The sequence below is a fragment of the Brevibacterium aurantiacum genome (assembly GCF_003932995.1).
Taxonomy (GTDB): domain Bacteria; phylum Actinomycetota; class Actinomycetes; order Actinomycetales; family Brevibacteriaceae; genus Brevibacterium; species Brevibacterium aurantiacum.
On record NZ_CP025333.1, the window covers coordinates 1,903,864 to 1,927,612 of the forward strand.

Consider the following 23,749-nt stretch of genomic DNA (forward strand, 5'->3'; position numbering starts at 1 on the left):
CCGGCCAGAAGAGGGTGAGTCCCATAGAGTGGTGGCATTCCCACCAGGGACTTCACCCCCAAAAATGTGAAGAACCATCGTGGGATCCCGCTAGTAGTTCCGCCAAGAACCTCACGAAAGGCATCCCACGATGGCTGACCCCAATTCTGCCGTGTCGACCCTGATCAACCAAGTCCTGACCGACCCTGACCTCGCCCACTCCGACGTGTTTAGGCAAATGCTCCAAGCTGGCCTCCAGGACCTCATCGAAGCCGAAGCCACCGCCACGATCGGTGCCGCCCGCTACGAACGCAGCGAAGACCGTTCAACACGCCGTAACGGGTCGCGGAAGAAGACCCTGGCAACTCCCTCGGGAGAAGTCGACCTGGCGATCCCGAAGCTACGGAAAGGCTCGTTCTTCCCGTCCCTGCTCAATCCCCGTCGGCGGGTCGATAAGGCCCTCTACGCCGTCATCTGCCAGGCCTGGATCGACGGAGTCTCGACGAGGAAGGTCGATGACCTTGTGCGTGCTTTGGGCAACGAGTCCGGGATCTCTCGGTCGACGGTGTCGCGGATCTGTGCCGACATCGACGAGGCAGTGGCCGAGTTCCTGGCCCGTCGACTCGATCACACGTGGTTTCCCTACCTCTTCGTCGACGCCACCTATGTCGATGTCCGCCACCGGGGTCGTGTCGTGTCTCAGGCCGTGGCTGTGGTCACGGGTGTCTCATCACAGGGCAGGCGGGAGATCCTGACCATGAGTGTCGGAGATGCCGAGTCCACGGACTTCTGGACACAGGTCCTGCGTGGGCTGCGTGAGCGGGGGTTGAAGGTGAGCACCGAGACTGATCCCGAAGGGGTCGCGCTGGTGATCTCTGATGCTCATTCGGGGATCAAGGCCGCGGTCAAAGCGATCCTGCCCGGTGCTGGGTGGCAGCGGTGTCGAGTCCACTTCGCTCGTAACGTCACTCAGCGCCTTGGCAGTGCGCACTCGAAGCCGGTCAACGCGTTGATCTCAACGATCTTCGCCCAGACCACAGCCGAGGCCGTCATTGCCCAGTACAAGCAAGTCGCTGAGAGTCTGCGGGCGTCGTTTCCCGACATCGCCGACATGCTCGAGTCCGCCGAGGTCGATTTGACGGCGTTCGTGTCCATGCCCAGGCAGCATTGGCAGAAGATCTGGTCGAATAACCCGATCGAGCGGTTGAACAGGGAGATCAAACGCCGTGCTGATGTCGTTCAGATCTTTCCGAACCGGGAGTCGGTGACTCGGTTGATCGGGGCCGTGTTGCAGGAACAGCACGAGGAATGGCAGTACGGTGAGAGACGCTATTTGTCGGAGATCTCGATGCGCAAACTCGTGACGGTGTTGCATGGGCAGACCGAGGTCGACCCGGTCGGGGTGGTGATGCCGCTGACCGCGTGATTCGTAGCCCGACCCCGCTGCTTAATACCAAGTTAAAGGAACTACCGAAGAACACCACGAAAAGGGACTTGACCTTGCAGAATGGCGTCGAGGGTTCGTCGTAGGTGAGGATCTGGACCCACTCTCACCTCAGCGTCGATCGAATAGTGACCGGCGATGTCGGCGACAAATGTTGACTCCGTCATCGACACGAGTGCGTCCCGAACAGGCTGTACGGGGCCAGAGACAGCGATCTGCAAATATGCGAACCGTTCAAGACCCAGGAGGTCCGGGCTAATCGATACTGTCAGGCGAAGTACGTCTTCGGCGACCGCTGCCTGAACAATCGCCGCCACTTGGTGCCGCGCAAGTCCGATCTTCTTGGCAATTTGGGCAAAGCTCGCTCGCCCATCATCACGCAGTGCCTGAAGCACCATCTGGCGTGAGTTCGCAAAAACGCTTTCCGTCACCATAAGTCCCTCAAAGTCGAAGTCGCCAGAATTTCAGTTTTGCACAATCGGTCGACTCTGATCGATGTTAAGTACCCAAATGTTCATTTCAGCATACATTCATGCATGATCAGATGAGCAAAGCTCGTGAACGGGTAGTTTAGTGTAGTCCTGGACACTACGATCGCTGGCATGACGAAGATTGCATGCTGCCAATTCGCCCCACACCTAGGCCGGGTTCGTTCGAATGTGGACGAGAGCAAAGACCATTTCCATAAGGCCGTCGATGAGGGTGCTCGAATCGTCGTGTTCCCGGAACTGACCAGCTCCGGCTACGCATTTAGCAATTCAGGCGAGGCTCAGGCGGCATCGGAACAGATTGACGGATACGCCGTGTCCAGCTGGAAACAGGCGGCCGACGAGCGCAACGCAGTCATCGTGGCTGGCTTCTGCGAGACAAACGAACATGAAAGGCCCTACAACAGTGCAGCCGTGCTCGTACCGGGGCAGGACCCGGTAATCTACCGCAAGGCCCACCTCTGGGACGCCGAGAGAACTATCTTCACCCCCGGTGATGGCGCGCCCCCGGTTATCGATACGGAACACGGTCGAATCGCCGTCGTCATCTGCTACGACCTTGAATTCCCAGAGTGGATTCGAATTCCAGCACTAGGCGGGGCGGAACTGATCTGCGCTCCAGTCAACTGGCCGAGGGTACCGCGGCCCACGAATGAGAGGCCGGGTGAGGTTGTGCGGACCCAGGCGCAGGCCTCAATGAACCGTGTAGCCATCGCTGCGTGCGACCGCGCGGGTGCTGAGCGCGGCATTGACTGGACGTCTGCATCAGTAATCGTGGATGCGAACGGATGGCCGATCGATATGGCCAATCTCGACCAGAACCTGAATCAGATCGTAATTGCGGACATCGATCTGAGCGAGAGTCGTAGCAAGAAGCTGTCCTGCTTCAGCGATGTCCTTGCTGATCGCCGGACCGATCTTTACTTCGCACCTGCAGACTATTTAACCCAAGCAGCTCTTCGCAAAGACAACCAACAAATCCAGCGCTGAACCGCGCTGCCGACAGGAGACGACGATGTCATCACAACTATCCCCGGACAACCCCGACTCGATGATTGAGTCAAGATCGATCGACGTAGTGCCCCTGGCAGAACGCCACGGAAAAGTCTGGCACCAAGGCCCGTTCTGGTTCGCCGGCAACTTCGTCTTGACAACTCTTGTGGTGGGCTTCACTGGCCCCACAATGGGGCTGAGTCTGGGATTCTCCATCCTGGCGATCGTGCTCGGGGTCGGATTCGGAACCTTCTTCATGGCGTTCCATGCCAACCAAGGGCCGACGATGGGACTGGCGCAGATGATCCAATCCCGCGCACAATTTGGCAGCCGCGGAGTGCTGCTGCCGTTCATTGCGACAGTCTTCGTCTACGTCGGATTCCTCGTCTTCGACACAATTCTCGTCACCCAGGGAATCGGAATTTTCCCCGAGGCAACTTGGTTCTGGTACCCGGTCATCATTGCCGCATCGATCCTCATCGCCGTGATCGGCCACGATCTGCTTCATCTGATTCAGCGCTGGATGACCTATATCCTCATGGCGGTGTTCGTCGTGATCACCGTTTTCGCGTTCATCCATTTCCCGAATGCGGCCATCGATGCTGACGCAGCAGTGAACACGGCTGGCTGGACGGCATCTGGGTTCCTCGTCCAGTTCTCACTCTCAGCCGGATACAACATCAGTTATTCCGTCTACGTTTCCGACTACACCCGGTACTTGCCACCGAAGTCATCGGCGCCGAAACTGATCGGCTCCGTCTACGCTGGTGCAGGTTTGTCGGCGGTGTGGTTGATGTCTCTCGGGGCATTGCTGGCGACCTATATTCCGAACGCCGATCCGATCTCCACCCTCCGCGACGTCGGAGACATGATCTTCCCTGGCTTCGGAACGATTGCAGTACTCGTCTCGTCAGTCGCGTTGGTCTCAATCATGGGGGTCAATGCGTATGGCGCGATGCTCACCGGAGCAAGCGCAATCGATGGGTTCAAACCGATGAAGCCGACGGTACGGTTGAGAGTCGTGTCGTTGATCCTTGTCGGTATCGTCACCCTCGTGATTGCTCTCGCAATTCCCGATGACTATCTTGACAGCTTCAACAGCTTCGTTGGGCTCATGCTGTACTTCCTCATCCCCTGGACAGCCGTCAACCTTGTTGACTTCTACCTGGTTCGCCGTGGTCGATATGCACTCTTGGATATCGTGCACGGTGACGGTATCTACGGGCGCTGGGCATGGAAGGGGCTCACAGCTTACGCGGCTGGCTTCATTGCAATGATCCCGTTCTTTTCGCTCTCGTTCTTTACCGGCCCTATTGCCGCTCGAATCGATGGTGCAGATATGTCGTTCGCCGTTGGACTGCTGGTATCGGGTCTAATTTACTTCGTTCTCAGTCGTGGCCAGTCTTCGAAGCAGGAGGAAGAACAAGCGATCAAACGCAGTGCGGAAGAATTCGGCCTCGACGACTCGCACTGACCACTATATGAGCCAAGCTGGCCGGTATGCCGACTACTGTCATGAGAAGGAGTCATGAGCGAAATCCCGGCAGCCGTGATCGCATCCATCCCAGCTTCGTCACCGGGTCAGATGGTTCGACCTGCGATGGATGCGGTCAGCCGATCGAATAACCAGGCGGCAGCTTAATTGATGGCCGGGTCGAACACGTTGCGCGCGTGGCCCGAGAAGCTTTAGGCATACGCCCGTAGAGTTCTTCTCCCATCTACAACAAAGGGCCTCGACACTGACTTGTTTCAGTGTCGAGGCCCTTTGTTGTGGGTTCGTCTATTTCTTAGCGGCGAGCTCAGCGTTGCGTTCGTCGATGAGCTTCTTCATCCGCCGCCTGGTTTTGAGACTTCCACCTGGGTATTCGGAAAGGTCTTCGTCTTCATACGTTTCAGGGATGGCCATCGTCTCTGGAGTTGTCTGCTCCGGTTCGTCCTGTGGCATCGGCTTGACAGCAAACATCGACATGATCTCTTTGATGTCATCGGAGGTGAATCGGACGGCAGATCGATTGATGCGCAAATGCGGCAGTTCACCATTGCGAGTTCCGTCGCGAAGAAAGTGAACACCGCACTGCAAGATTGCCGCGGCCTGCTCGGGAGTATAGACACACGGCATTCCATTGGGAACGTAAATGTCCTGCCCTTGGGTATGCATGACGGCCAGGGGAGAGTGGGTGGGCTCAAGTGAGGGTGCATCTACTGAAGTGTGCGATCTATTGCTCATACCCTCTCTACGTGCGGCAGTTCGGCTCATGTTCGTAGAAGTTCGCAAATTCTTTGAAAATCTTCACTCGGGACCCTCCCGAAGGGGGTGCCGCACGGTGGCCGCATCATGCGGCCAATGGAGCTGAACGAACTGCTATTCCAAACCCATCAACATCGTTAAACCCCTAGAATCCAGCGAACGATATGGTGCCAAAAGAGGCTTCAAGCGGGTTCGATTCCCGTCATCCCCTCCGCTTACCGGCCGGACCATATGGTCCGGCCGGTATTTTTTGGTTCTGCGCTCATTCCTCCCGGTGCGATTCCTGCCATGGTGCCGTGCATTCGGACAGAGGTAGAATTCGGGAGGATCCGGAAGTGTGCGCCCGGGTTCCCACGCAGGCTCTCTGCCCGAACGACATTGCATGACACCACGCCGGATGACCGAGGCGGCTCCATTCACAGCCGAAGGCAGCCCACGTCAGAAAGTCCGTTTCCACATGACATCCGATCCCCAGCGCCGTCGACCGTTCCGGTCCCGGCCGAGTCGCCGTCAGCTCCTCACCGGTGCCCTGAGCGGTGCAGGCGTGCTCGGTGCCGGCTTCGTGACATCGTCGGGAACCGACATCCTCGCCGAGGTGGGCCGGAATGATCATCTTCGCTCGGTCACGGTCGCCTTCACATCGGGGACCACTCGGGAGGGTGTTGGGGCAGAAGCGGGACTGGAACTGCAGCCAGATTCCCGTGTCATGCCCGGAATCGAGGATCCGGGGCCGAAGCAGCGGCAGAGGGAATTCCTCGATCGGTGCTCGTCGTGGCTATCGCGGCTGCCCGAACAACGTCGCGATCTTGCCACCTCGGCGCTGCTCGATCTCTGGGTTCTCACCGACTCATTGCCTGCGACAGTGGCCAGCTGGGCCCAACCTTGGCGCTATATCTGGCCACGGGACGCGGCCTTCGCCGCTGTCGCGCTGGCCCGAGTCGGCCTGATCGATCTGGCATGGAATCATCTCCTCCATCTGCAATCACTGCAGTCATCCGATGGATCGTTCGCCGCGCGTTTCACTCCCGATTCGGGGGAGGCCCCGGACGCGCGCCCCTCCCAATTCGATGCGCTGGGTCTCCTTCTCTGGGGCGTGAGTGAGGTTCATGCCTCGTCGACCCGCGCTGAAGGCGCTGCCGGAGGCACCGTGGACCTCGAGGCCATGGCCCCGATGCTGCGACGGTCCTCCGCGCGTCTGCTCCACCGGACCGAACGCGGCACCGCGCTGCCACCGGTGTCCTCTGACTACTGGGAAGTCAGCGAATCCCAAGTCACTCTGGGCACGGCCGGTCCCACTCTGCTGGGTCTGCAGGCGCTGGTCGATCTCGCCGAGCACACCGATGGGCTGTGGGCACACATCGATGGGGGAGTCGAGGCTCTCGGCGACAGCTGCGCGGCGTACGAGGCGACGTTTGCTCGCACATTCATCGCCAACGGACTGCAGCGCTACCCAACCTCGGGGGGACTCGATTCGGCGGTGGCCTACCTGCCGGCAGCGGGTGCGGGTCTGGGATTGGATGCATCGACGCTTGACCATGTGTGGGACAGGCTGAGCCAACCTGCTGGTGGGATCAAACCCGGCCACGGGTGGATCTTCGACCAGACGAGCTGGACACCGTCAACGTCTCTCATGGGCCTCGGGTTCGCCCGTATAGGGGCCCGAGTGCAGGCCGAAGGGATTCTCGACTGGTTGGGTGAGTACCGCACTCAGGCCGGTTCCTTTCCTGAGAAGGTGAGCGCAGAAGGTGCTGCGCTGTCGGTGGCTCCTCTGTCGTGGACGGCATCCAATGTCATCATCGGCCTTGACGAGCTCCATCCCCGGTGATCCTGACCTTCGGTGGAAGTGCGTGTGCCCGACCCGGTGGCGCAGGCACGGGTCCGGCGGTCCGCCGCCGTCGGTGCGGATTGCGCTCCTCGCGAACTCATGCCCGGCAGTGGCCCGCCTGTTTCGTGTTTTCTCCCAGGTTTCGCGTAATATGGGTGACTGCGTCTTGCGGACGTGCGCGATCTCATCGTGGACTTTCGCTCCCTCCCGGTCACCAGAAGACCGAATATGCATGACTGTCGAAATTGAAAGGTCGCACTGTGAAGAGCTCCGTCGAGCAACTCGACCCCACGCGGGTCAAGATCAGCGTGGATGTCCCATACGCCGAACTCAAGCCGAGCATCGACGAGGCATACAAGACCATCGGTGGCCAGGTGACCATCCCCGGCTTCCGCCAGGGCAAGGTCCCTGCTCGAATCATCGATCAGCGCGTTGGTCGACCTGCAGTGATCCAGGAGGCCGTCAACAACGGTCTTGACGGGTTCTACCGCGAAGCCGTCGAAGAGAACGATCTCAAGCCGCTGGGCCAGCCCGAGGTTGAGATCTCAGAGGTCCCCGGCCTCGACGGCACCGAAGACGGCGACCTGACCTTCACGGTCGAGGTTGACGTTCGCCCGGCGATCGAACTGCCTGCCTACGACACCATCAGCGTCGAGGTCGACCCGATCGAGGTCACCGATGACGACGTCGATGCCGAACTCGAGCAGCTGCGTACCCGTTTCGGGACCCTGAGCTCCGTTGACCGTCCAGCAGCCAAGGACGACTTCGTGACCCTCGACCTCGTCGCCACCATCGACGGCGAAGAGATCGACACCGCCTCCGACATCTCCTACCAGGTCGGTGCCGGAACCATGCTCGATGGCATGGACGAAGCACTCGACGGACTGTCGGCAGACGAGACCACGACCTTCGAGACCACCTTTGCTGGTGGAGAGCACGCCGGCGAGACCGGTACAGTCTCCATCACGCTCAGCGCGGTCAAGGTTCGCGAACTGCCGGAAGCCGATGATGACTTCGCTCAGCTGGCCAGCGAGTTCGACACGATCGACGAGCTGCGCACGGACCTGCGTGAGCAGGCTGCCAAGCAGAAGGAGACCGACCAGGGTGCTCAGGCACGCGACAAGGTCCTCGAATCTCTCATCGAGACCCTCAACGTGCCGGTTCCCGAGAAGGTCGTCACCGACGAGGTCGAGCGCCACCTCGAGTCCGAGAGCCGTGTGGACGACGATGAGCACCGCAAGGAGGTCACCGAGGAGACCGAGCGCAACCTGCGCACTCAGTTCATCCTCGACGCGATCGCCGAGGCCGAAGAGGTCGAGGTGACACAGCCCGAGCTCATCGAATACCTCATCTCCGCTTCACAGCAGTACGGCATGAACCCGAACGAGTTCGCGCAGATGCTCGACAGCTCCGGGCAGGTCAACGCACTGGTCGGAGAGGTCTCGCGTCGCAAGGCCCTGGCCGCCGCCCTCGCCGGTGCCGTCGTCAAGGACACCGAAGGCAACGTCGTCGACATGGAAGAGTTCACCACTCCTCCTGAGGAAGAGGCACCAGAGGGCGCCGAGGACTCAGACGAGACGGCTGAGGACTCAGACGAGACCGTCGTGGCCGAAGGCGACGACGAGAAGTGACGTCGCACCGCCTCGGCGGTGACTGAGCTTTCAACGGTGGGTACGGGAATTATTCCGTGCCCACCGTTTTGCATAGTTCCACCCAGGCACCACAGCGACGTCGGCCCTTGCGTGGCGCCGCGGTTCACGGTCCATGAGTCCGAATCCGATGCACGATCACGCTGATGGCGAACACAGGTGCTTCGACGGACTAAAACGGACCGTTGAGCAGTTAGAGTCCATATCAAAGCAACCAAAGACCAACAGGAGTGAAACGTGAGCGCACACGAAATGACAGCGCCCGTCGGCCTCGACGCCGGTGGGGCAATGGGTCTCGATGACCACATCTTCAACCGTCTGCTCAAGGAGCGCATCATCTGGCTCGGCTCGGAGGTGCGTGACTCCAACGCCAACGCCATCTGTGCACAGATGATGCTGCTGGCGGCAGAGGATCCTGATGCGGACATCTCGCTCTACATCAACTCCCCGGGTGGTTCGGTCACCGCGGGAATGGCGATCTACGACACCATGCAGTACATCAAGCCCGATGTGTCCACCGTGGCCATGGGAATGGCCGCATCCATGGGACAGTTCCTGCTGTCCTCGGGTGCACCCGGCAAACGCTATGCCACGCCACACGCTCGCATCCTCATGCACCAGCCGCTGGGCGGCATCGGAGGCACCGCCACCGACATCAAGATCCAGGCCGAGCTCATTCTGCACATGAAGAAGCAGATGGCAGAGCTGACTGCCGAACAGACCGGCAAGACCCTGGAGCAGATCCTCAAGGACAACGACCGCGACCACTGGTTCACCGCCGAAGAAGCTCTCGAATACGGCTTCATCGACAAGATGGTGACCCGTTCGTCCGACGTCACCGACAACTGAGTGGGAGTCAAGGAAGAATGAATTCAATGAACTTTATGCCTGGGTCCACCGCTGGCAACATGCCGCAGTCCCGTTATGTCATGCCCCAGTTCGAAGAGCGGACTCCTTACGGCTTCAAGCGCCAGGATCCCTACACGAAGCTGTTCGATGATCGTGTCATCTTCCTGGGCGTCCAGGTCGACGACACCAGCGCCGACGATGTGATGGCTCAGCTCCTGGTCCTCGAATCGCAGGATCCGGACCGTGACATCACGCTCTACATCAACTCGCCAGGCGGCTCGTTCACTGCGATGACGGCCATCTACGACACGATGCAGTACATCAAGCCGGAGATCCAGACCGTCTGCCTCGGTCAGGCAGCCTCAGCTGCCGCGGTTCTTCTCGCCGCCGGCACCCCCGGCAAGCGTCTGGCTCTGCCCAACGCCCGCGTCCTCATCCACCAGCCCGCTATGGAGGGCCAGGGACAGGGACAGGCCTCGGACATCGAAATCCAGGCCGCAGAGGTATTCCGGATGCGCCAGTGGCTGGAGACGACATTGTCCGACCACTCGAACAAGTCCCCGGAGCAGGTCTCGAACGACATCGAACGTGACCTCTTCCTCACCGCCGAACAGGCGAAGGACTACGGACTCGTCGACCAGGTGCTGACCTCGCGCAAGGCAGTCTGAGACACACGAACATCTTTGGGCCCGGACAGGCGGCGTCTGTCCGGGCCCAAAGCAGTCTGTGGCGGCGGGAGTTGCCACAGGGTGTGGCGCCGAGTAGTTTGGGCCTTCTCGACAGTTTGGGTGGGTCCGGGCTCTCCGACACACCGAATGACGGTCCTGGCCGCTCATGTCAGTCCCGTATGGGAAGCTATTGAGGTACAGGAAACACGGGCGGTAGAGTTGGGGTCAGGTGCCCCGGCGGAAGGTTGTGACAGTGGCTCGCAGTGCGGACGGAGCAGACCTGCTCAAATGTAATTTCTGTGGGAAATCGCAGAAACAGGTTCGGAAGCTCATTGCCGGACCTGGCGTTTACATCTGCGATGAATGCATCGGGCTGTGCAACGAGATCATCGAAGAAGAGCTCAGCGAAGGCACCGCCGAGCACACCGAGATCGAACTGCCCAAACCCCGCGAGATCTTCGACTTCCTACAGGAATACGTGGTTGGTCAGGAGCCCGCGAAGAAGGCTCTCTCCGTCGCCGTCTACAACCATTACAAGCGCATCCGCTCTCTGCAGGGCGCAGAAGACACGAAGACCCTGGGCTCAGACGACACCGAGGTCGAGATCGCGAAGTCCAACATTCTTCTCGTCGGCCCCACCGGATCCGGTAAGACCTACCTGGCGCAGTCGCTGGCCAAGCGGCTCGATGTGCCGTTCGCCGTTGCAGACGCGACCGCACTGACCGAAGCCGGCTACGTCGGCGAAGACGTCGAGAACATTCTGCTCAAACTCATCCAGGCCGCGGACTTTGATATCCAGAAGGCCGAACACGGCATCATCTACATCGACGAGATCGACAAGATCGCCCGTAAGTCGGAGAACCCCTCAATCACTCGCGATGTCTCCGGTGAAGGCGTTCAGCAGGCGCTGCTGAAGATTCTCGAGGGAACCCAGGCATCAGTTCCGCCGCAGGGTGGGCGCAAACACCCCCATCAGGACTTCCTCCAGATCGACACCACGAACGTGCTGTTCATCGTCGCCGGAGCGTTCGCAGGCATGGAAGAGATCGTCGCCGGGCGCAAGGGCAAACACGGCATCGGGTTCGGGGCGCTCCTGCAGTCGAAGAACGACGAAGAGGACCTCTACGCCGACATCCTGCCCGAGGATCTACTGAAGTTCGGACTCATTCCCGAGTTCATCGGACGTCTGCCGGTGCTGGCCACAGTCTCCACACTTGACCGCGCCGCACTGATCTCGATCCTCACAGAGCCTAAGAATGCTCTGGTCAAGCAGTACCAGCGCATGTTCGAGTTCGACAATGTCGAACTCCGCTTCGAGACCGACGCACTCGAAGCCATCTCCGACCTTGCCCTGCTGCGAGGAACCGGTGCACGCGGCCTGCGGTCCATCCTCGAAGAGGTCCTGCAGCCCGTCATGTTCGATGTTCCTTCACGCGAGGACATCGCCGAGGTGGTCGTGACCAGAGAAGTCGTGGACAAGAACGCAGCCCCCACGCTGGTTCCTCGCGAGCAGCCTCGGGCATCCAAAAAATCAGCCTGACGTCCCTCGCTAGATGCGGCTGTTCGCTGATACCCGGCCCTTAAGGTACGACAACTTCCGCCGCCTCTGGGTGGCCAATATCGTCACCGTCATCGGCGCCCAGATGACTGTCGTGGCCATTCCCGCACAGATCTATCACATCACCGGGTCATCCGGGTACGTCGGCCTCAGCGGCATCTTCGGCCTGGTTCCGCTCATCGTGTTCGGACTGTGGGGCGGTTCACTCGCCGATGTCATCGACCGACGCAGACTGCTCATCGTCTCCACCGCGGGACTGATCATCGCCAGCACCCTGTTGGCAGTGCTCGCGCTCATGCAGGTCGACAACGTGTGGCTGCTGTTGAGCGTGTTCTCCCTGCAGCAGGCCTTCTTCGGTCTCAACCAGCCCGCGAAGGGTGCGCTGCTGCCCACCATTGTTCCGCTGGATCTTCTGCCGTCGGCCAATTCGCTCAATATGACCGTCATGACACTGGGCGCCGTGGCGGGCCCGATCATCGGGGGAGCACTGATCCCGGTGGTGGGCTACCAGATGCTCTACCTCATCGATGCGCTGTTCCTGGCCACCACCCTCTACGCGGTGATGCGTCTGCCTGTTCTGGTGCCGCTGAAGCAGCCCGACACTCGCTCCGGTTTCAAGGGCGTCATCGACGGCTTCCGCTATTTAGGCACGAACACGGTCGTCATGGTCTCCCTGCTGGTCGACGTCATCGCCATGGTCTTCGGTATGCCCAGAGCACTGTTCCCGCAGATCGCCACGGAAACCTTCGGCGGTCCACCCGCCGGCGGCATCGTCTTCTCACTCCTGTTCGCCTCGTTGGCGGCAGGCAGTGCTCTGGCAGGCATCTTCTCCGGTTGGGTCTCCCGTGTCGAACGCCAAGGTCTGGCAGTGATCACAGCGATCCTCGTCTGGGGCGCCGCCATGTCTGTATTCGGTCTGTCGCTCGAGTTCGCCTCACACTTCTGGACAGCGGCCCTCATCGTCGCACTGTTCGGCCTGGCCATCGGCGGCGGTGCCGACATCATCTCCTCAGCCTTCCGCTCCACGATGCTGCAGGAGGCTGCCAGCGATGACATGCGCGGACGAATGCAGGGCGTGTTCATCGTCGTTGTCGCCGGCGGGCCCCGCATCGCCGATGTCCTCCACGGCACCGTCGCCGAGCTGACGACCACAACCATTGCAGCCTCCGGAGGCGGCCTCCTCGTGATTGTGCTCGTCATCGCCTGTGCACTGATCTTCCCGACGTTTCGGCGCTATCGCGTCGAGCGCGGAGGAGGCCATCACTCACGGACACCCGTGTCCTGACGAACTCTCCAACACAACGACCCCGAGGCAGCCCGGTGAATACCGGGCGACCTCGGGGTCGTAATATGTGCAATCCGAAGCTCCCTGTCGTCCCAGGGCGCCTCGGGCTTGGTCTGACTAGGCCTGAGCCGTATACACGGCGTTCTCAGCAGGCTGGACGACGACGAAGCCTGGGCCGTGGAAGGCAAGCTGAACCGATTCACCCGAACCACGACCGAAGAACGTCCCGACGCTGACATCGGTCTTGATCTGTGGGGCCAAAGACGAGGACCAGCACACCGCAGCCTGCGGATCGACGAAGGTCGGCTGCTGTGAGCAGTCGAGGACCATCGGCTCGCCCTTGCAGCAGATGGCGGCCGTACCCACACCGTTGAGCTCGAGGTTGAACAGTCCCGAACCGCTGGCCATGGCACCGATTCCGCCCTTGATTCGTTTGATCTCCCAGTTGAGAGCATCGTCGAATGCCAGCAGATTCGAGGTGTTGACGGTCAGCGCATCCTGCTGACCTTCGAGCGCCATCATGAAGATGTTCGAGGCCTCACGAGCGAAGAAGACTTCACCGTGACCTTCGACCTTCATCACATTCCCACCCTCGCCGGTGGCGGCCTTCTTCATGAACTGACCCACAGACTTCGATCCCTGGTGGGTGAAACGGACGTCGCCCTGATACGCGACCATGGCACCCTTCGTGGCGATCATGGGGGCGTTGGGGTTGATCACTGTGCGCAGCATCTTGTTCGACTGCAGAGTCCAGCGTTCCTGGTTCTGAATCTCCGCATTCCGCTTCGAAAAGAGTTCGCTTCTCATTGTGCAAGGGCCTTTCGTCCATGAAGAAGATCGTGAGTACTTCTGTTGTCGAGTCCATCGTATGCGTCCGAAGCCGCAGACGCCCGGAAGTTCCTGTTCTTATCTTGGAACACAGGGGGACAGATCAGTCCTGTTCGACGAAGTCGATCGCGGCAACCGTGATCTCCTCGCCCTTCTCCTCAGTGACGAGCTCCTGGATGCGTCCGGCAGCCTGCAGATCGCCTTGAGCGCTGCCGATGGCGGCGACGATAGCTGCAGGGGCATGGATGGTCAGGCTGCGGACCTGCGTCTTCTGGGAGACCTTCGCCTCGGTCTTCGCTCGCCGAATTTCGGTGAGCACCGAGGCGACTGAGACCAACAGTTCCGGGTCCACTGAGGACTCGGGATGTGTGAGCTGCTCGTCACCTGGCCAGGGTGACCTGTGCACAGATCCGGTCCGCCACCAGGACCACACCTCTTCGGTCACGAAGGGCATGAAGGGGGCGAACAGACGCAGCAGGACATCGAGCGCAGTCGCGAGCGTGACGTGGGCAGAGAGCTGATCGTCATCCCCGGTGGCACCGTAGGACCGGTCTTTGACGAGCTCGACGTAGTCGTCGGTGAATTCCCAGAAGAAGCTCTCCGCGGCACGAAGTGCATGCGCGTAGTCGTAGGCCGCCATGTGCGTCGAAGCGGCATCGACCACCTCGGCGAGTTTCTTCAGCAGCGCCCGATCGAGATCGTGGGTCACCGAGCCGAGCTGACCGACAAGACCGGAGTGCACGCCCTGTGCGAGTGCGAACTTCGAAGCATTGAGCAGCTTCATGGCCAGACGCCGCCCGATCTGCATCTGCGTGACGTCGTAGGCGGTGTCGGAACCGAGCTTGGCACTGGCAGCCCAGTAGCGGACGGCATCGGGGCCGAATCCCGGCTTCGTCTCGGCGAGGATGTCGGTGGGAACAACGACATTGCCCTTCGACTTCGACATCTTCTTGCGATCCGGGTCGAGGATCCAACCTGACAGGCCGGCATGCTTCCACGGTGCGGCGTCATTGAGCGAGTTCGCGCGGACCACGGTGGAGAACAGCCAGGTGCGGATGATGTCGTGACCCTGTGGACGCAGATCGAAGGGGAAGACCTTGGAGAAGAAGTCGTCATCGCGGCTCCAGCCGCCCAGCAGCTGCGGGGTCAACGACGAGGTCGCCCAGGTATCGAGCACATCCGGGTCGGCGGTGAACCCGCCGGGCACATCTCGTTGGTCGGCTGTGAACCCGGCGGGCACCTCGGCGATGGGATCGATGGGAAGGGACTCGGGAACGATCGGATCCGAGTAGTCAGGTTCCCCGTCCGAGTCCAAGCGGTACCACAGCGGGATGGGCACGCCGAAGTAGCGTTGGCGCGAAACGAGCCAGTCTCCGTTGAGGTTCTCCACCCAGTTCTCGTACCGGGAGCGCATGAACGTCGGATGCCACTCGATCTCGCGTCCGCGTGCGATGAGGGCATCGCGAAGCTCGGCCGAGCGACCGCCGTTGCGGATGTACCACTGACGAGAGGTGACAACCTCGAGAGGCTTGTCGCCCTTTTCGTAGAACGGCACTGGGTGAGTGATGGCCTCGATTTCGCCGATGAGGTCACCCGACTCGGCGAGCATCTCGGCGATGTCCTTGCGAGCGGTAAAGGTCGTCTTTCCCGCCAGCTTCTCGTAATTTGCCACAGCATCCGGCTTCGGCGATGCCGTGATCCACTCGGGAACTTCGAGGTTGAGTCGTCCACCACGGTTGATGACGGCACGCGTGGGCAGGTTGAGCTCGCGCCACCAGGTGACGTCGGTGAGGTCGCCGAAGGTGCAGACCATGGCAATTCCCGTGCCCTTGTCCGACTTCGCCAGTTCATGGGCGCGGACTTCGACGCTGACGCCGAAGAGCGGTGAGACGACTCTGGTGCCGAAGGATGCGGTGTAGCGCTCGTCTTCAGGATGAGCAACGAGTGCCACGACTGCGGGGATGAGCTCCGGGCGGGATGTGAGGATGATGATCGGATCCGCCGAGGTGTCCGCGAGACCGTCGGGACCTTCGGGGTAGAAGTTCACCTTGTGGTAGGCGCCGTCCTTCTCTCGATCTTCGAGCTCGGCCTGCGCGACAGCGGTGCCGAACGTGACGTCCCACATGGTGGGGGCGTCCTGTGAGTAGGCATGCCCGTTGGCGAGATCGGTGAGGAAAGCCTTCTGGCTGACAGAGCGGGAGGTGTCGTCAATGGTTCGGTAGGTGTACTTCCAATCCACGGACAGGCCGGTGGAGCGGAAGAGTTCCTCGAAGACGTGCTCGTCCTCAGCGGACAGCTTCTCGCAGAGCTCGATGAAGTTCTGGCGCGAGACCTTGACGAAGTCACGGGAGTTCTTCGGAGGCTTTGCCGGTGGTGCGAAGTCAGGATCGTAGCTTTGAGTGGGCTCGCAGGTGACCCCGTAGTAGTTCTGGACGCGGCGCTCTGTCGGCAGACCGTTGTCGTCCCAGCCCAAGGGATAGAACACGTTCTTTCCCTGCATGCGCTGATACCGGGCGATGATGTCGGTCTGCGTATAGGAGAAGACGTGCCCGACGTGCAGGGAGCCCGACGCTGTGGGCGGGGGAGTATCGATCGAATAGACCTGCTCACGATCCGTATCGACGTCGAAGGCATAGACCTCGTTGTCGCTCCACGCGGCATCCCATTTGTCGCGAAGTCCTTCGAGAGCCGGCTTATCCGGCAGGTTCACTGACTCGTGCGTCGAGTCCGAAAAGGCAGGTGTGTTCATAGTTGTTGATTTTCTCACCCGGGCGGCCTGGGGCCAAACCGATGACTGGGTACGAGCGGGTTTCGGCGATTCAAGGGTGTGACACACACGGAACGCGGCGTGAGATGCGGCGGTCGCTGAAAATGAGATTATTGGAGCATGGCGCCCTTGGACAGAATCGGATCAGAGAACCTGCCGCCCACGTCGACCGCGTGGATGAATCCTGCTCGTGCGATCGCGATCGTGGCAGTCGTGACCATCCATTCGCTGGGGACCGTCGTCGAAGAGAACTATGCGGGCATGGGCCCAGACTGGTGGGTGGCCAACGGGTTCGACTCCGCGGCCCGCTGGTCGGTTCCCGTCTTCATCATGATCTCCGGCGCACTCGCCTTGGACCCGGCACGCGGCAACAAGCCACGAAAGTTCCTCAGCAAACGGGTCTGGAGAATCGGGATTCCCCTCGTGTTCTGGACCGCTGTCTACGTCGTCTTCCGCCGCTTCTATCTCCTCCCGACCGATGACGGTTGGAACCCGGGAATCGCCATCCTCACCGGGTCCCCGTTCGTGCAGCTCTACTTCCTCTACGTCCTCGCTGGTCTGACGCTGCTGACGCCGTTCTTCCGACTGCTCAGCGTTCACGGCTCCAGGCGACTGCAATGGGGTACGGGGCTCATCTTCCTGGGCATTGGAATGCTCGACCAGTGGGTGAGCATCGTCTTCGACGTGGGCGAGGCCAATATCGCCACCCGGTTCCTGCCCATGGCCGGGTTCTATATCCTCGGATGGGTGCTGCGGGACGTGGTGCTGTCCCCTCGCGGGGTCGTTCTGGCCTGGCTGGCCCTGGCCGGAGCGATTGCGATGACCATCGTCTGGGCCGGACTCGGCCCGGGGGAGAAACCATGGATCTTCCCCTACGAATATCTCTCACCCGGCGTCGTCATCGCCTCCTTGGCGGCCTACCTTCTGCTCCACCACCATATGAACACCGGTTTCCGGTTGCTGCACTGGTTCTACCCGTACTCCTTCGGGGTGTTCCTGCTCCACCCGCTCCTGCTCTACCCATTGCGCAATGAGATGGGCCTGCCCACGACCGTCCCCGGTGTCATTCTCCATGCGATCGTGATGCCGATCGTCTACACGATCATCTGTGCTGCCATCACCTGGCTGGCGGTCAAGATCCCCGGAGTCCGCGCCGTGTTCGGCGAAGGTGGTCCACGCAATCCCCACGCGAAGCCGAACCCACGGGTGCCGCGGGCAAGGAAATCCACGTCGGCACCGAAGACAGACACCGACACCACCAGTGCCTAGAGGCCACCGTGCTGCGCCAGTCCGGCCGCAGAACTCCGTAGACTGAAGACACGACCTCGGCGAACAAGGCATCGCCCGGTCGAAGCACGCACAGAGGCGGCTGGATCCAAAGGATCACCGGGCACCAACCAGAAGGACGGAGAAGCACAGCGATGGAAACACTCAGAGCGGTCGTGACAGGGGCGAGTTCGGGAATCGGCGCCGCAACGGTTCGTCAGCTGCGGGAACAGGGCTGGGACGTCGTCGCTGTGGCCCGGCGGGAGGAGAAGCTGCGCGCACTGGCCGACGAGACCGGCGCCAGCTATATCGTTGCCGACCTCACCGACGACGATGCGGTTGCCGCACTCACCGCCGAGGTGCTGGCTGGGGGACCGGTGCACTCCCTCGTTGCCAATGCCGGCGCCGCGTACGGCACCGACACGGTCGCTGAGGCCTCGGTCGACGGGTGGCGTGACATGTTCGACGTCAACGTCCTCGGAGTCCTCCGGGTCGTCAAGGCCTTCCTGCCCGCACTGATCGAATCCGGGCGCGGAGACATCGTCGTCATGTCCTCGACCGCCGGGCATCAGGCCTACGAAGGCGGCGGCGGGTACGTTGCCGCAAAGCACGGGACACATTCCATCGCAGCGACGCTGCGACTCGAACTCGCCGGTGAACCCGTGCGCGTCATCGAAATCGCTCCCGGAATGGTCGCCACCGAGGAGTTCACGCTGAAGCGAGTCGGCGGCAGCCAGGACAAGGCCGACAAGGTCTACGAAGGGGTGGAGAATCCACTGACCGCCGAAGACGTCGCAGACGCCGTCGTCTACTCGCTGACCAGGCCGCACCACTTCAACGTCGATCTGATGGTGATCAGACCGATCGCACAGGCCGCACAGCACAAAGTCGCACGCAACACAGGACTCTGAGCAGGGAGGCCGGCGGCCCATGCGCGGTGACCGATGCGCGCCTGCGGACGTGGAGTGGTCGACACCCACGGCCAAGGTATACGATTGAGGATGCAGTGATCCGGCCATCACCGGGGAGCATCCGGAAGAACAGCGTATTCGACCCTGACCGACAATGTCGGCAGGGGAGGGGCGCCCAGTAGAACCGGGCGGTTGGACCCGTCATCACTCCGGCTATGAGCGATCCTCCGATCGTCTGTCTCATCCGACAGACGTTCACGGCGGATAAGCGAGGTGGTACCGCGGCAGACATGTCGTCCTCGTGACAGTGACCGCAGTGACTCAAAAGGACGCTCATGACGCAACCGTTGTATCCCAAGGTATCGACCTCGGCCTTCGGCCTCAGTGCCTCGCCGGACTTTCCCGCCATCGAAGACGCCGTACTCTCGTACTGGAAACAGGACGACACGTTCCAAGCCTCGATCGATCAGCGTGATTCAGGTGAGAACGGCTCGAACGAGTTCGTCTTCTATGACGGTCCTCCCTTCGCCAACGGCCTGCCTCACTACGGCCACCTGCTGACCGGATACGTCAAGGACGTCGTTCCCCGCTTCCAGACGATGCGCGGGAAGAAGGTCGACCGCCGATTCGGGTGGGATACACACGGACTCCCCGCAGAGCTCGAAGCCGAGCGTCAGCTGGGCATCACCGACAAATCTGAGATCAGCGGCATGGGCTTGGCTGCCTTCAACGATGCCTGCCGCTCTTCGGTGCTGAAGTACACGAAGGAATGGGAAGAGTACGTCACCCGCCAGGGTCGGTGGGTTGACTTCGAGAACGACTACAAGACGCTCAACGTCGAATACATGGAAAGTGTGATCTGGGCGTTCAAGCAGCTGTGGGACAAGGGCCTCGTCTACGAGGGCTACCGGGTTCTGCCCTACTGCTGGAAGGACCAGACCCCGCTGTCGAATCACGAGCTGCGGATGGACGACGATGTCTACAAGTCGCGCCAGGATCCGGCCGTGACCGTCGGCTACAAGCTCAAGGATTCCGACGAGTGGGTCCTTATCTGGACCACGACCCCGTGGACTGTTCCTTCCAACCAGGCGGTCGCGGTCAATCCCGAAATCCCGTTGGTCGCAGTCGTCGCCGGCGAGGACGGTGCACAGGAGCTGCAGGGCAAGACCCTGATCCTCGCCGAGGCTCGCCTCGGCGCCTATGCGCGCGAGCTGGGGGAGAACCCCGAAGTGCTGCGCACATTCTCCGGCAGTGAGCTGCTCGGACGTGCCTACGAGCCACCCTTCCCCTACTTCGAAGGTCGCCAGGACGAGTTCGGCGAGCGGATGCACACCATCCTCGAAGCCGACTTCGTCACGACCGAGGAAGGCACGGGAATCGTCCACCAGTCGCCTGCCTTCGGTGAAGAGGACAAGGACCTCACCGACTCCTACGGCATCACCGCAGCACGCCCAGTCGACGACGCCGGCTGCTTCGACTCCACCGTGGCCGACTACGCAGGCCAGCAGGTCTTCGAGGCCAACAAGGCGATCATCAAGGATCTGCGCAACTCCACAGGTCCGCTGACGGGCCGTTCGGCTCTGCTGATCCGTCACGAATCCTACGAGCACTCCTACCCGCACTGCTGGCGCTGCCGCAATCCGCTGATCTACCGCGCAGTGTCCTCCTGGTTCGTTCGGGTGACCGAGTTCAAGGACCGTATGGTCGAGCTCAACGAGCAGATCAACTGGGTGCCCGACAACGTCAAGCACGGGCAGTTCGGCAAATGGCTGGAGAACGCTCGGGACTGGTCGATCTCCCGCAACCGCTTCTGGGGTTCACCGATCCCCGTGTGGACCTCCGATGACCCCTCATATCCACGCACCGATGTGTACGGTTCCCTGTCCGAGATCGAGGCCGACTTCGGTCGCCTGCCGATCAATGACCAAGGAGAGGTCGATCTTCACCGCCCCTGGGTTGACGACCTGGTCCGACCGAACCCTGATGATCCGACCGGTCAGTCGATGATGCGCCGCATCCCTGAGATCTTCGATGTCTGGTTCGACTCGGGCTCCATGAGCTACGCCCAGGTTCACTATCCGTTCGAGAACTCGGAATGGTTCGACAACCATTTCCCCGCCGACTTCATCGTCGAGTACGTCGGTCAGACGCGCGGATGGTTCTATCTTCTGCACGTGCTCTCCACCGCGATCTTCGACCGTCCGGCGTTCACGAACTGCATCTCCCACGGCATCGTCTTGGGCTCCGACGGTCAGAAGATGTCGAAGTCCCTGCGCAACTACCCCGACGTCAACGAGGTCTTCGACCGTGACGGCTCCGACGCGATGCGCTGGTTCCTCATGGCCTCGTCCATCCTGCGCGGCGGCAACCTCGTCGTGACAGAGCAGGGCATCCGCGACGGAGTGCGCCAGGTCGTTCTCCCGCTATGGAACACCTGGCAGTTCTTCGCCACCTATTCCAACACGGCAGACGGAGCCGACGGTGCAAAGGCCGGCTACCGCGCGGAATCCCGCTACGACTCGAGCCAGGTGCTTGACCGGTACCTGCTGGCGAAGACCCATGACCTGATCGCTGAGTTCGCCGAAGCCATGGAGGGCCTCGACATCTGGGCCGCCTGCGATCTCGTGCGCAGCTACCTCGACATGCTCACGAACTGGTACGTGCGTCGTTCCCGTCGCCGCTTCTGGGACGGAACCGAAGACACCCACGAGTCCTTCGACGTCTTCTACACCTGCCTGGAAGCATTCTGCCGGGTTGCAGCCCCGCTGCTGCCGTTCACCGTCGAAGAGATCTACCGCGGACTCACCGGAGAACGGTCGGTGCACCTGACCGACTATCCGGACGCCGACCTGTTCCCCGCCGATGACGAACTCGTCTCCGCCATGGACCTGACCCGCGACATCTGCTCGACTGCCTCGTCCGTGCGCAAGGCCAACAGGCTGCGGGTGCGTCTGCCGCTGGCCAAGCTCACCGTTGCGGACGACACCGATCTGAGCACCGAGTTCACCGACATCATCTCCGATGAGCTCAACGTCCGCGAGGTCGAGGTCCTCGATGTCGCCGAAGCCGAAGCGGCAGGATTCTCCCTGTCGCAGAACCTGGTGATCAACGCCCGTGCCGCCGGACCTCGTCTGGGCAAGCAGGTGCAGCAGGTGATCAAGGCTTCGAAGACCGGGGATTGGTCTGTTGCCGACGACGGTACGGTCACCAGCGGCGGAATCGACCTGGTCGACGGCGAGTACACCCTGGACTCCGTGGCCCAATCGGGCACGGAAGGGATGGAACTGGCAGCGCTCGACTCCGGCTTCCTCGCCCTCGACACTCGTGTCACCCCCGAGCTCGAAGCCGAAGGCGTGGCCCGAGACGCCGTGCGCGCCATCCAGGGCATCCGGAAGCAGTTGGACCTGCACATCTCGGATCGAATCACGGTCGTCATCGAGGCAGAAGCCGAACTGACCGCCGCGCTGACCACTCACCGGGACCTCATCGCCGGTGAAACCCTGGCCACCTCGCTCGACTTCGCCGCTGTCCACGGTCACGAGCAGGTTTTCACCCCCGAAGAGCTGCCGTCGGGAACACGACTGGCCGTGAGCCGGGCATGAGTGCGGGCGAAGACGCCGAGCAGTCTGACTCTCAGCTCGTCCGGGTGTATGCGTCGCTGCTGGCGCGTGCAGGTGAGACCCAGATCGAGGTTCGTCTCGACGCGACCCGTCGGGCCTGTGAGCTCCTCGGCGATATCCATCAGGCGGCTCCGGTCATCACCGTCACCGGGACCAACGGCAAGACCTCGACCGCGCGGATGATCGACGCGATCGTGACAGCCCACGATCTGAGAGTGGGCCGTTTCACCAGTCCGCACCTGCATTCGGTGACTGAGCGGATCTCTGTGGACGGAGGCCCCGTGCCGGCTGAGACCTTCGTGCGCATCCATGACGAGATCGCACCGGTGCTCGACCTCGTCGATGCTGAACTCCTCGCTGAGGGGCGCGGTCGACTGACGTTCTTCGAAGCGCTGACGATCCTGGCCTTTGCGGTGTTCGCAGACGCCCCCGTCGACGTCGTCGTGACCGAGGTCGGTATGGGCGGTGAATGGGATTCGACGAACGTTGCCGATGCCGAGGTGTGCGTCTTCACGAAGATCGGACTTGACCATCAGGCGTTCCTCGGTGACACCCTCACCGAGATCGCCACCACCAAGGCCGGAATCCTCAACCGCAGCCTCGATCCGTCTCCGGCGCCCAATCCGGTGGCTGTCATCGGCACGCAGACCGACGAAGCCCAGGAGGCTTTGGACGCCGAGGTGGAGCGTCGACAGATTCTCGCGCTGACCGAGGAACGCAGCTTCCGGCTCCTGGACCGCACCCGTGCAGTCGACGGGCAGCTCATCACCGTGCAGGGAATCCGTGATGTCTACACGGACATCTTCCTGCCGCTGCATGGGATTCATCAGGCGCACAATGCCGCCGTCGCGTTGGTCGCGGCGGAGGCCTTCCTGAGCGACGAGGATAAGCCACTGGTTCTCGACACCGTTGCTGAGGGCCTGTCCCACGTGACGTCTCCTGGCCGCGCCGAACTCGTCCGGACGGGACCGGCCGTGGTCGTCGACGGGGCGCACAACCCCGACGCGGCCCATGTGCTGGCCGAGACCATCACCGAGGCCTTTGACTTCGACTACACCGTGATGGTCCTGGCGATGTTCGCTGACAAGGATGTCCTCGGCGTGCTCGAGGAACTCCACCGCAGCGCTGATGTGTTCGTCGTCAGTGAGGCGCTGGACTCTCGAGCGCTGGGAGCCCACGAACTCGCCGAGGCCGCTCGTGAATGGGTGGATGAGGACTCTGTGCTCGAGACGCCGGACCTCAACGCCGCCCTGATGAAGGCCATCGACCTGGCGAACAGTTCCGGGGCGACGAGCCCAGGGATCGTCGTCACCGGCTCACTGCACACCGTTGCCGAGGCCCGCCTGCTGCTCGGAAAGGAAGAATGAGACT

17 protein-coding genes are annotated in these 23,749 nt (G+C 61.5%); 13 read left to right on the forward strand and 4 right to left on the reverse strand.

Going from position 1 to position 23,749, the window contains the following annotated elements; genetic code table 11:
* Positions 1-130 precede the first annotated feature (130 nt).
* Positions 131-1,405, forward strand: a complete 1,275-nt coding sequence (locus CXR25_RS08850; RefSeq protein ID WP_009882371.1) for an IS256-like element ISBli2 family transposase — start codon at positions 131-133, stop codon at positions 1,403-1,405.
* Positions 1,406-1,446: 41 nt separating this feature from the next.
* Here CXR25_RS08850 and CXR25_RS08855 read toward each other — a convergent pair whose 3' ends face one another.
* Entirely contained in the window at positions 1,447-1,857 is a 411-nt protein-coding gene (locus CXR25_RS08855) for a winged helix-turn-helix transcriptional regulator (protein WP_125240525.1), read from the reverse strand.
* Between the two features lie 168 nt (positions 1,858-2,025).
* Here CXR25_RS08855 and CXR25_RS08860 point away from each other — a divergent pair, with 168 nt between their 5' ends.
* Complete coding sequence (locus CXR25_RS08860; RefSeq protein ID WP_096160534.1) at positions 2,026-2,901, forward strand: nitrilase-related carbon-nitrogen hydrolase; 876 nt, start codon at positions 2,026-2,028, stop codon at positions 2,899-2,901.
* A gap of 61 nt (positions 2,902-2,962) precedes the next feature.
* Positions 2,963-4,378: a purine-cytosine permease family protein gene (locus CXR25_RS08865; protein WP_205676980.1), complete on the forward strand. Its 1,416-nt coding sequence runs from the start codon at positions 2,963-2,965 to the stop codon at positions 4,376-4,378.
* Positions 4,379-4,684: 306 nt separating this feature from the next.
* Here the strand turns inward: CXR25_RS08865 and CXR25_RS08870 are convergent, their stop codons facing one another.
* Positions 4,685-5,062 carry a helix-turn-helix domain-containing protein gene (locus CXR25_RS08870; RefSeq protein WP_164513811.1) on the reverse strand — a complete coding sequence of 126 codons (378 nt, stop codon included), beginning with the start codon at positions 5,060-5,062 and terminating at the stop codon, positions 4,685-4,687.
* A 547-nt stretch (positions 5,063-5,609) separates the two neighbouring features.
* On the opposite strand from CXR25_RS08870, the gene CXR25_RS08875 reads away from it, so the two are divergent.
* The 6 genes from CXR25_RS08875 (at position 5,610) to CXR25_RS08900 (ending at position 12,986) form a co-directional block, all read left to right on the forward strand.
* Positions 5,610-6,977 carry a hypothetical protein gene (locus tag CXR25_RS08875; RefSeq protein WP_096146480.1) on the forward strand — a complete coding sequence of 456 codons (1,368 nt, stop codon included), beginning with the start codon at positions 5,610-5,612 and terminating at the stop codon, positions 6,975-6,977.
* A gap of 260 nt (positions 6,978-7,237) precedes the next feature.
* Positions 7,238-8,608 (forward strand): trigger factor, encoded by a 1,371-nt coding sequence (gene tig / locus CXR25_RS08880; protein WP_069600062.1) that lies wholly within the window; start codon positions 7,238-7,240, stop codon positions 8,606-8,608.
* Positions 8,609-8,878: 270 nt separating this feature from the next.
* Positions 8,879-9,475, forward strand: coding sequence for an ATP-dependent Clp protease proteolytic subunit (locus CXR25_RS08885; RefSeq protein ID WP_009884093.1), 597 nt, complete (start codon positions 8,879-8,881; stop codon positions 9,473-9,475).
* 26 nt (positions 9,476-9,501) lie between these two features.
* Positions 9,502-10,143: an ATP-dependent Clp protease proteolytic subunit gene (locus CXR25_RS08890; protein WP_029417364.1), complete on the forward strand. Its 642-nt coding sequence runs from the start codon at positions 9,502-9,504 to the stop codon at positions 10,141-10,143.
* A 253-nt stretch (positions 10,144-10,396) separates the two neighbouring features.
* Positions 10,397-11,683 (forward strand): ATP-dependent Clp protease ATP-binding subunit ClpX, encoded by a 1,287-nt coding sequence (gene clpX, locus CXR25_RS08895; RefSeq protein WP_069601336.1) that lies wholly within the window; start codon positions 10,397-10,399, stop codon positions 11,681-11,683.
* A gap of 13 nt (positions 11,684-11,696) precedes the next feature.
* Positions 11,697-12,986: an MFS transporter gene (locus CXR25_RS08900; RefSeq protein ID WP_009884153.1), complete on the forward strand. Its 1,290-nt coding sequence runs from the start codon at positions 11,697-11,699 to the stop codon at positions 12,984-12,986.
* 117 nt (positions 12,987-13,103) lie between these two features.
* Here CXR25_RS08900 and CXR25_RS08905 read toward each other — a convergent pair whose 3' ends face one another.
* On the reverse strand, positions 13,104-13,793 hold the full coding sequence (locus tag CXR25_RS08905) for an AIM24 family protein (protein WP_009884154.1): 690 nt from the start codon (positions 13,791-13,793) through the stop codon (positions 13,104-13,106).
* Between the two features lie 124 nt (positions 13,794-13,917).
* Entirely contained in the window at positions 13,918-16,563 is a 2,646-nt protein-coding gene (gene valS, locus CXR25_RS08910) for a valine--tRNA ligase (RefSeq protein WP_009884155.1), read from the reverse strand.
* Between the two features lie 138 nt (positions 16,564-16,701).
* Between valS and CXR25_RS08915 the strand changes: the two genes are divergently transcribed.
* The 4 genes from CXR25_RS08915 to CXR25_RS08930 all read left to right on the forward strand — a co-directional run bounded on the left by CXR25_RS08915 (position 16,702) and on the right by CXR25_RS08930 (position 23,745).
* A complete protein-coding gene (locus CXR25_RS08915) occupies positions 16,702-17,850 on the forward strand; it encodes an acyltransferase (protein ID WP_096146463.1) in 1,149 nt (382 codons plus the stop codon).
* 152 nt (positions 17,851-18,002) lie between these two features.
* On the forward strand, positions 18,003-18,758 hold the full coding sequence (locus tag CXR25_RS08920) for an SDR family oxidoreductase (protein WP_009884157.1): 756 nt from the start codon (positions 18,003-18,005) through the stop codon (positions 18,756-18,758).
* Between the two features lie 335 nt (positions 18,759-19,093).
* The gene (gene ileS, locus CXR25_RS08925; protein WP_009884158.1) at positions 19,094-22,360 is read left to right on the forward strand and encodes an isoleucine--tRNA ligase; all 3,267 of its coding nucleotides are present in this window, start codon (positions 19,094-19,096) and stop codon (positions 22,358-22,360) included.
* Positions 22,357-23,745, forward strand: a complete 1,389-nt coding sequence (locus CXR25_RS08930) for a bifunctional folylpolyglutamate synthase/dihydrofolate synthase (RefSeq protein ID WP_101556373.1) — start codon at positions 22,357-22,359, stop codon at positions 23,743-23,745. The genes ileS and CXR25_RS08930 overlap by 4 nt, the downstream gene beginning before the upstream one ends.
* The last annotated feature ends 4 nt before the right edge of the window (positions 23,746-23,749 follow it).

Excerpts from the sequence above, each read along its gene's own strand:
- CXR25_RS08850 (WP_009882371.1), top strand. The coding sequence starts at position 131 with ATGGCTGACCCCAATTCTGCCGTGTCGACCCTGATCAACCAAGTCCTG.
- CXR25_RS08855 (WP_125240525.1), bottom strand. The coding sequence starts at position 1,857 with ATGGTGACGGAAAGCGTTTTTGCGAACTCACGCCAGATGGTGCTTCAG.
- CXR25_RS08860 (WP_096160534.1), top strand. The coding sequence starts at position 2,026 with ATGACGAAGATTGCATGCTGCCAATTCGCCCCACACCTAGGCCGGGTT.
- CXR25_RS08865 (WP_205676980.1), top strand. The coding sequence starts at position 2,963 with ATGATTGAGTCAAGATCGATCGACGTAGTGCCCCTGGCAGAACGCCAC.
- CXR25_RS08870 (WP_164513811.1), bottom strand. The coding sequence starts at position 5,062 with ATGCATACCCAAGGGCAGGACATTTACGTTCCCAATGGAATGCCGTGT.
- CXR25_RS08875 (WP_096146480.1), top strand. The coding sequence starts at position 5,610 with ATGACATCCGATCCCCAGCGCCGTCGACCGTTCCGGTCCCGGCCGAGT.
- CXR25_RS08885 (WP_009884093.1), top strand. The coding sequence starts at position 8,879 with ATGACAGCGCCCGTCGGCCTCGACGCCGGTGGGGCAATGGGTCTCGAT.
- CXR25_RS08890 (WP_029417364.1), top strand. The coding sequence starts at position 9,502 with ATGAACTTTATGCCTGGGTCCACCGCTGGCAACATGCCGCAGTCCCGT.
- CXR25_RS08900 (WP_009884153.1), top strand. The coding sequence starts at position 11,697 with ATGCGGCTGTTCGCTGATACCCGGCCCTTAAGGTACGACAACTTCCGC.
- CXR25_RS08905 (WP_009884154.1), bottom strand. The coding sequence starts at position 13,793 with ATGAGAAGCGAACTCTTTTCGAAGCGGAATGCGGAGATTCAGAACCAG.
- valS (WP_009884155.1), bottom strand. The coding sequence starts at position 16,563 with ATGAACACACCTGCCTTTTCGGACTCGACGCACGAGTCAGTGAACCTG.
- CXR25_RS08915 (WP_096146463.1), top strand. The coding sequence starts at position 16,702 with ATGGCGCCCTTGGACAGAATCGGATCAGAGAACCTGCCGCCCACGTCG.
- CXR25_RS08920 (WP_009884157.1), top strand. The coding sequence starts at position 18,003 with ATGGAAACACTCAGAGCGGTCGTGACAGGGGCGAGTTCGGGAATCGGC.
- ileS (WP_009884158.1), top strand. The coding sequence starts at position 19,094 with ATGACGCAACCGTTGTATCCCAAGGTATCGACCTCGGCCTTCGGCCTC.
- CXR25_RS08930 (WP_101556373.1), top strand. The coding sequence starts at position 22,357 with ATGAGTGCGGGCGAAGACGCCGAGCAGTCTGACTCTCAGCTCGTCCGG.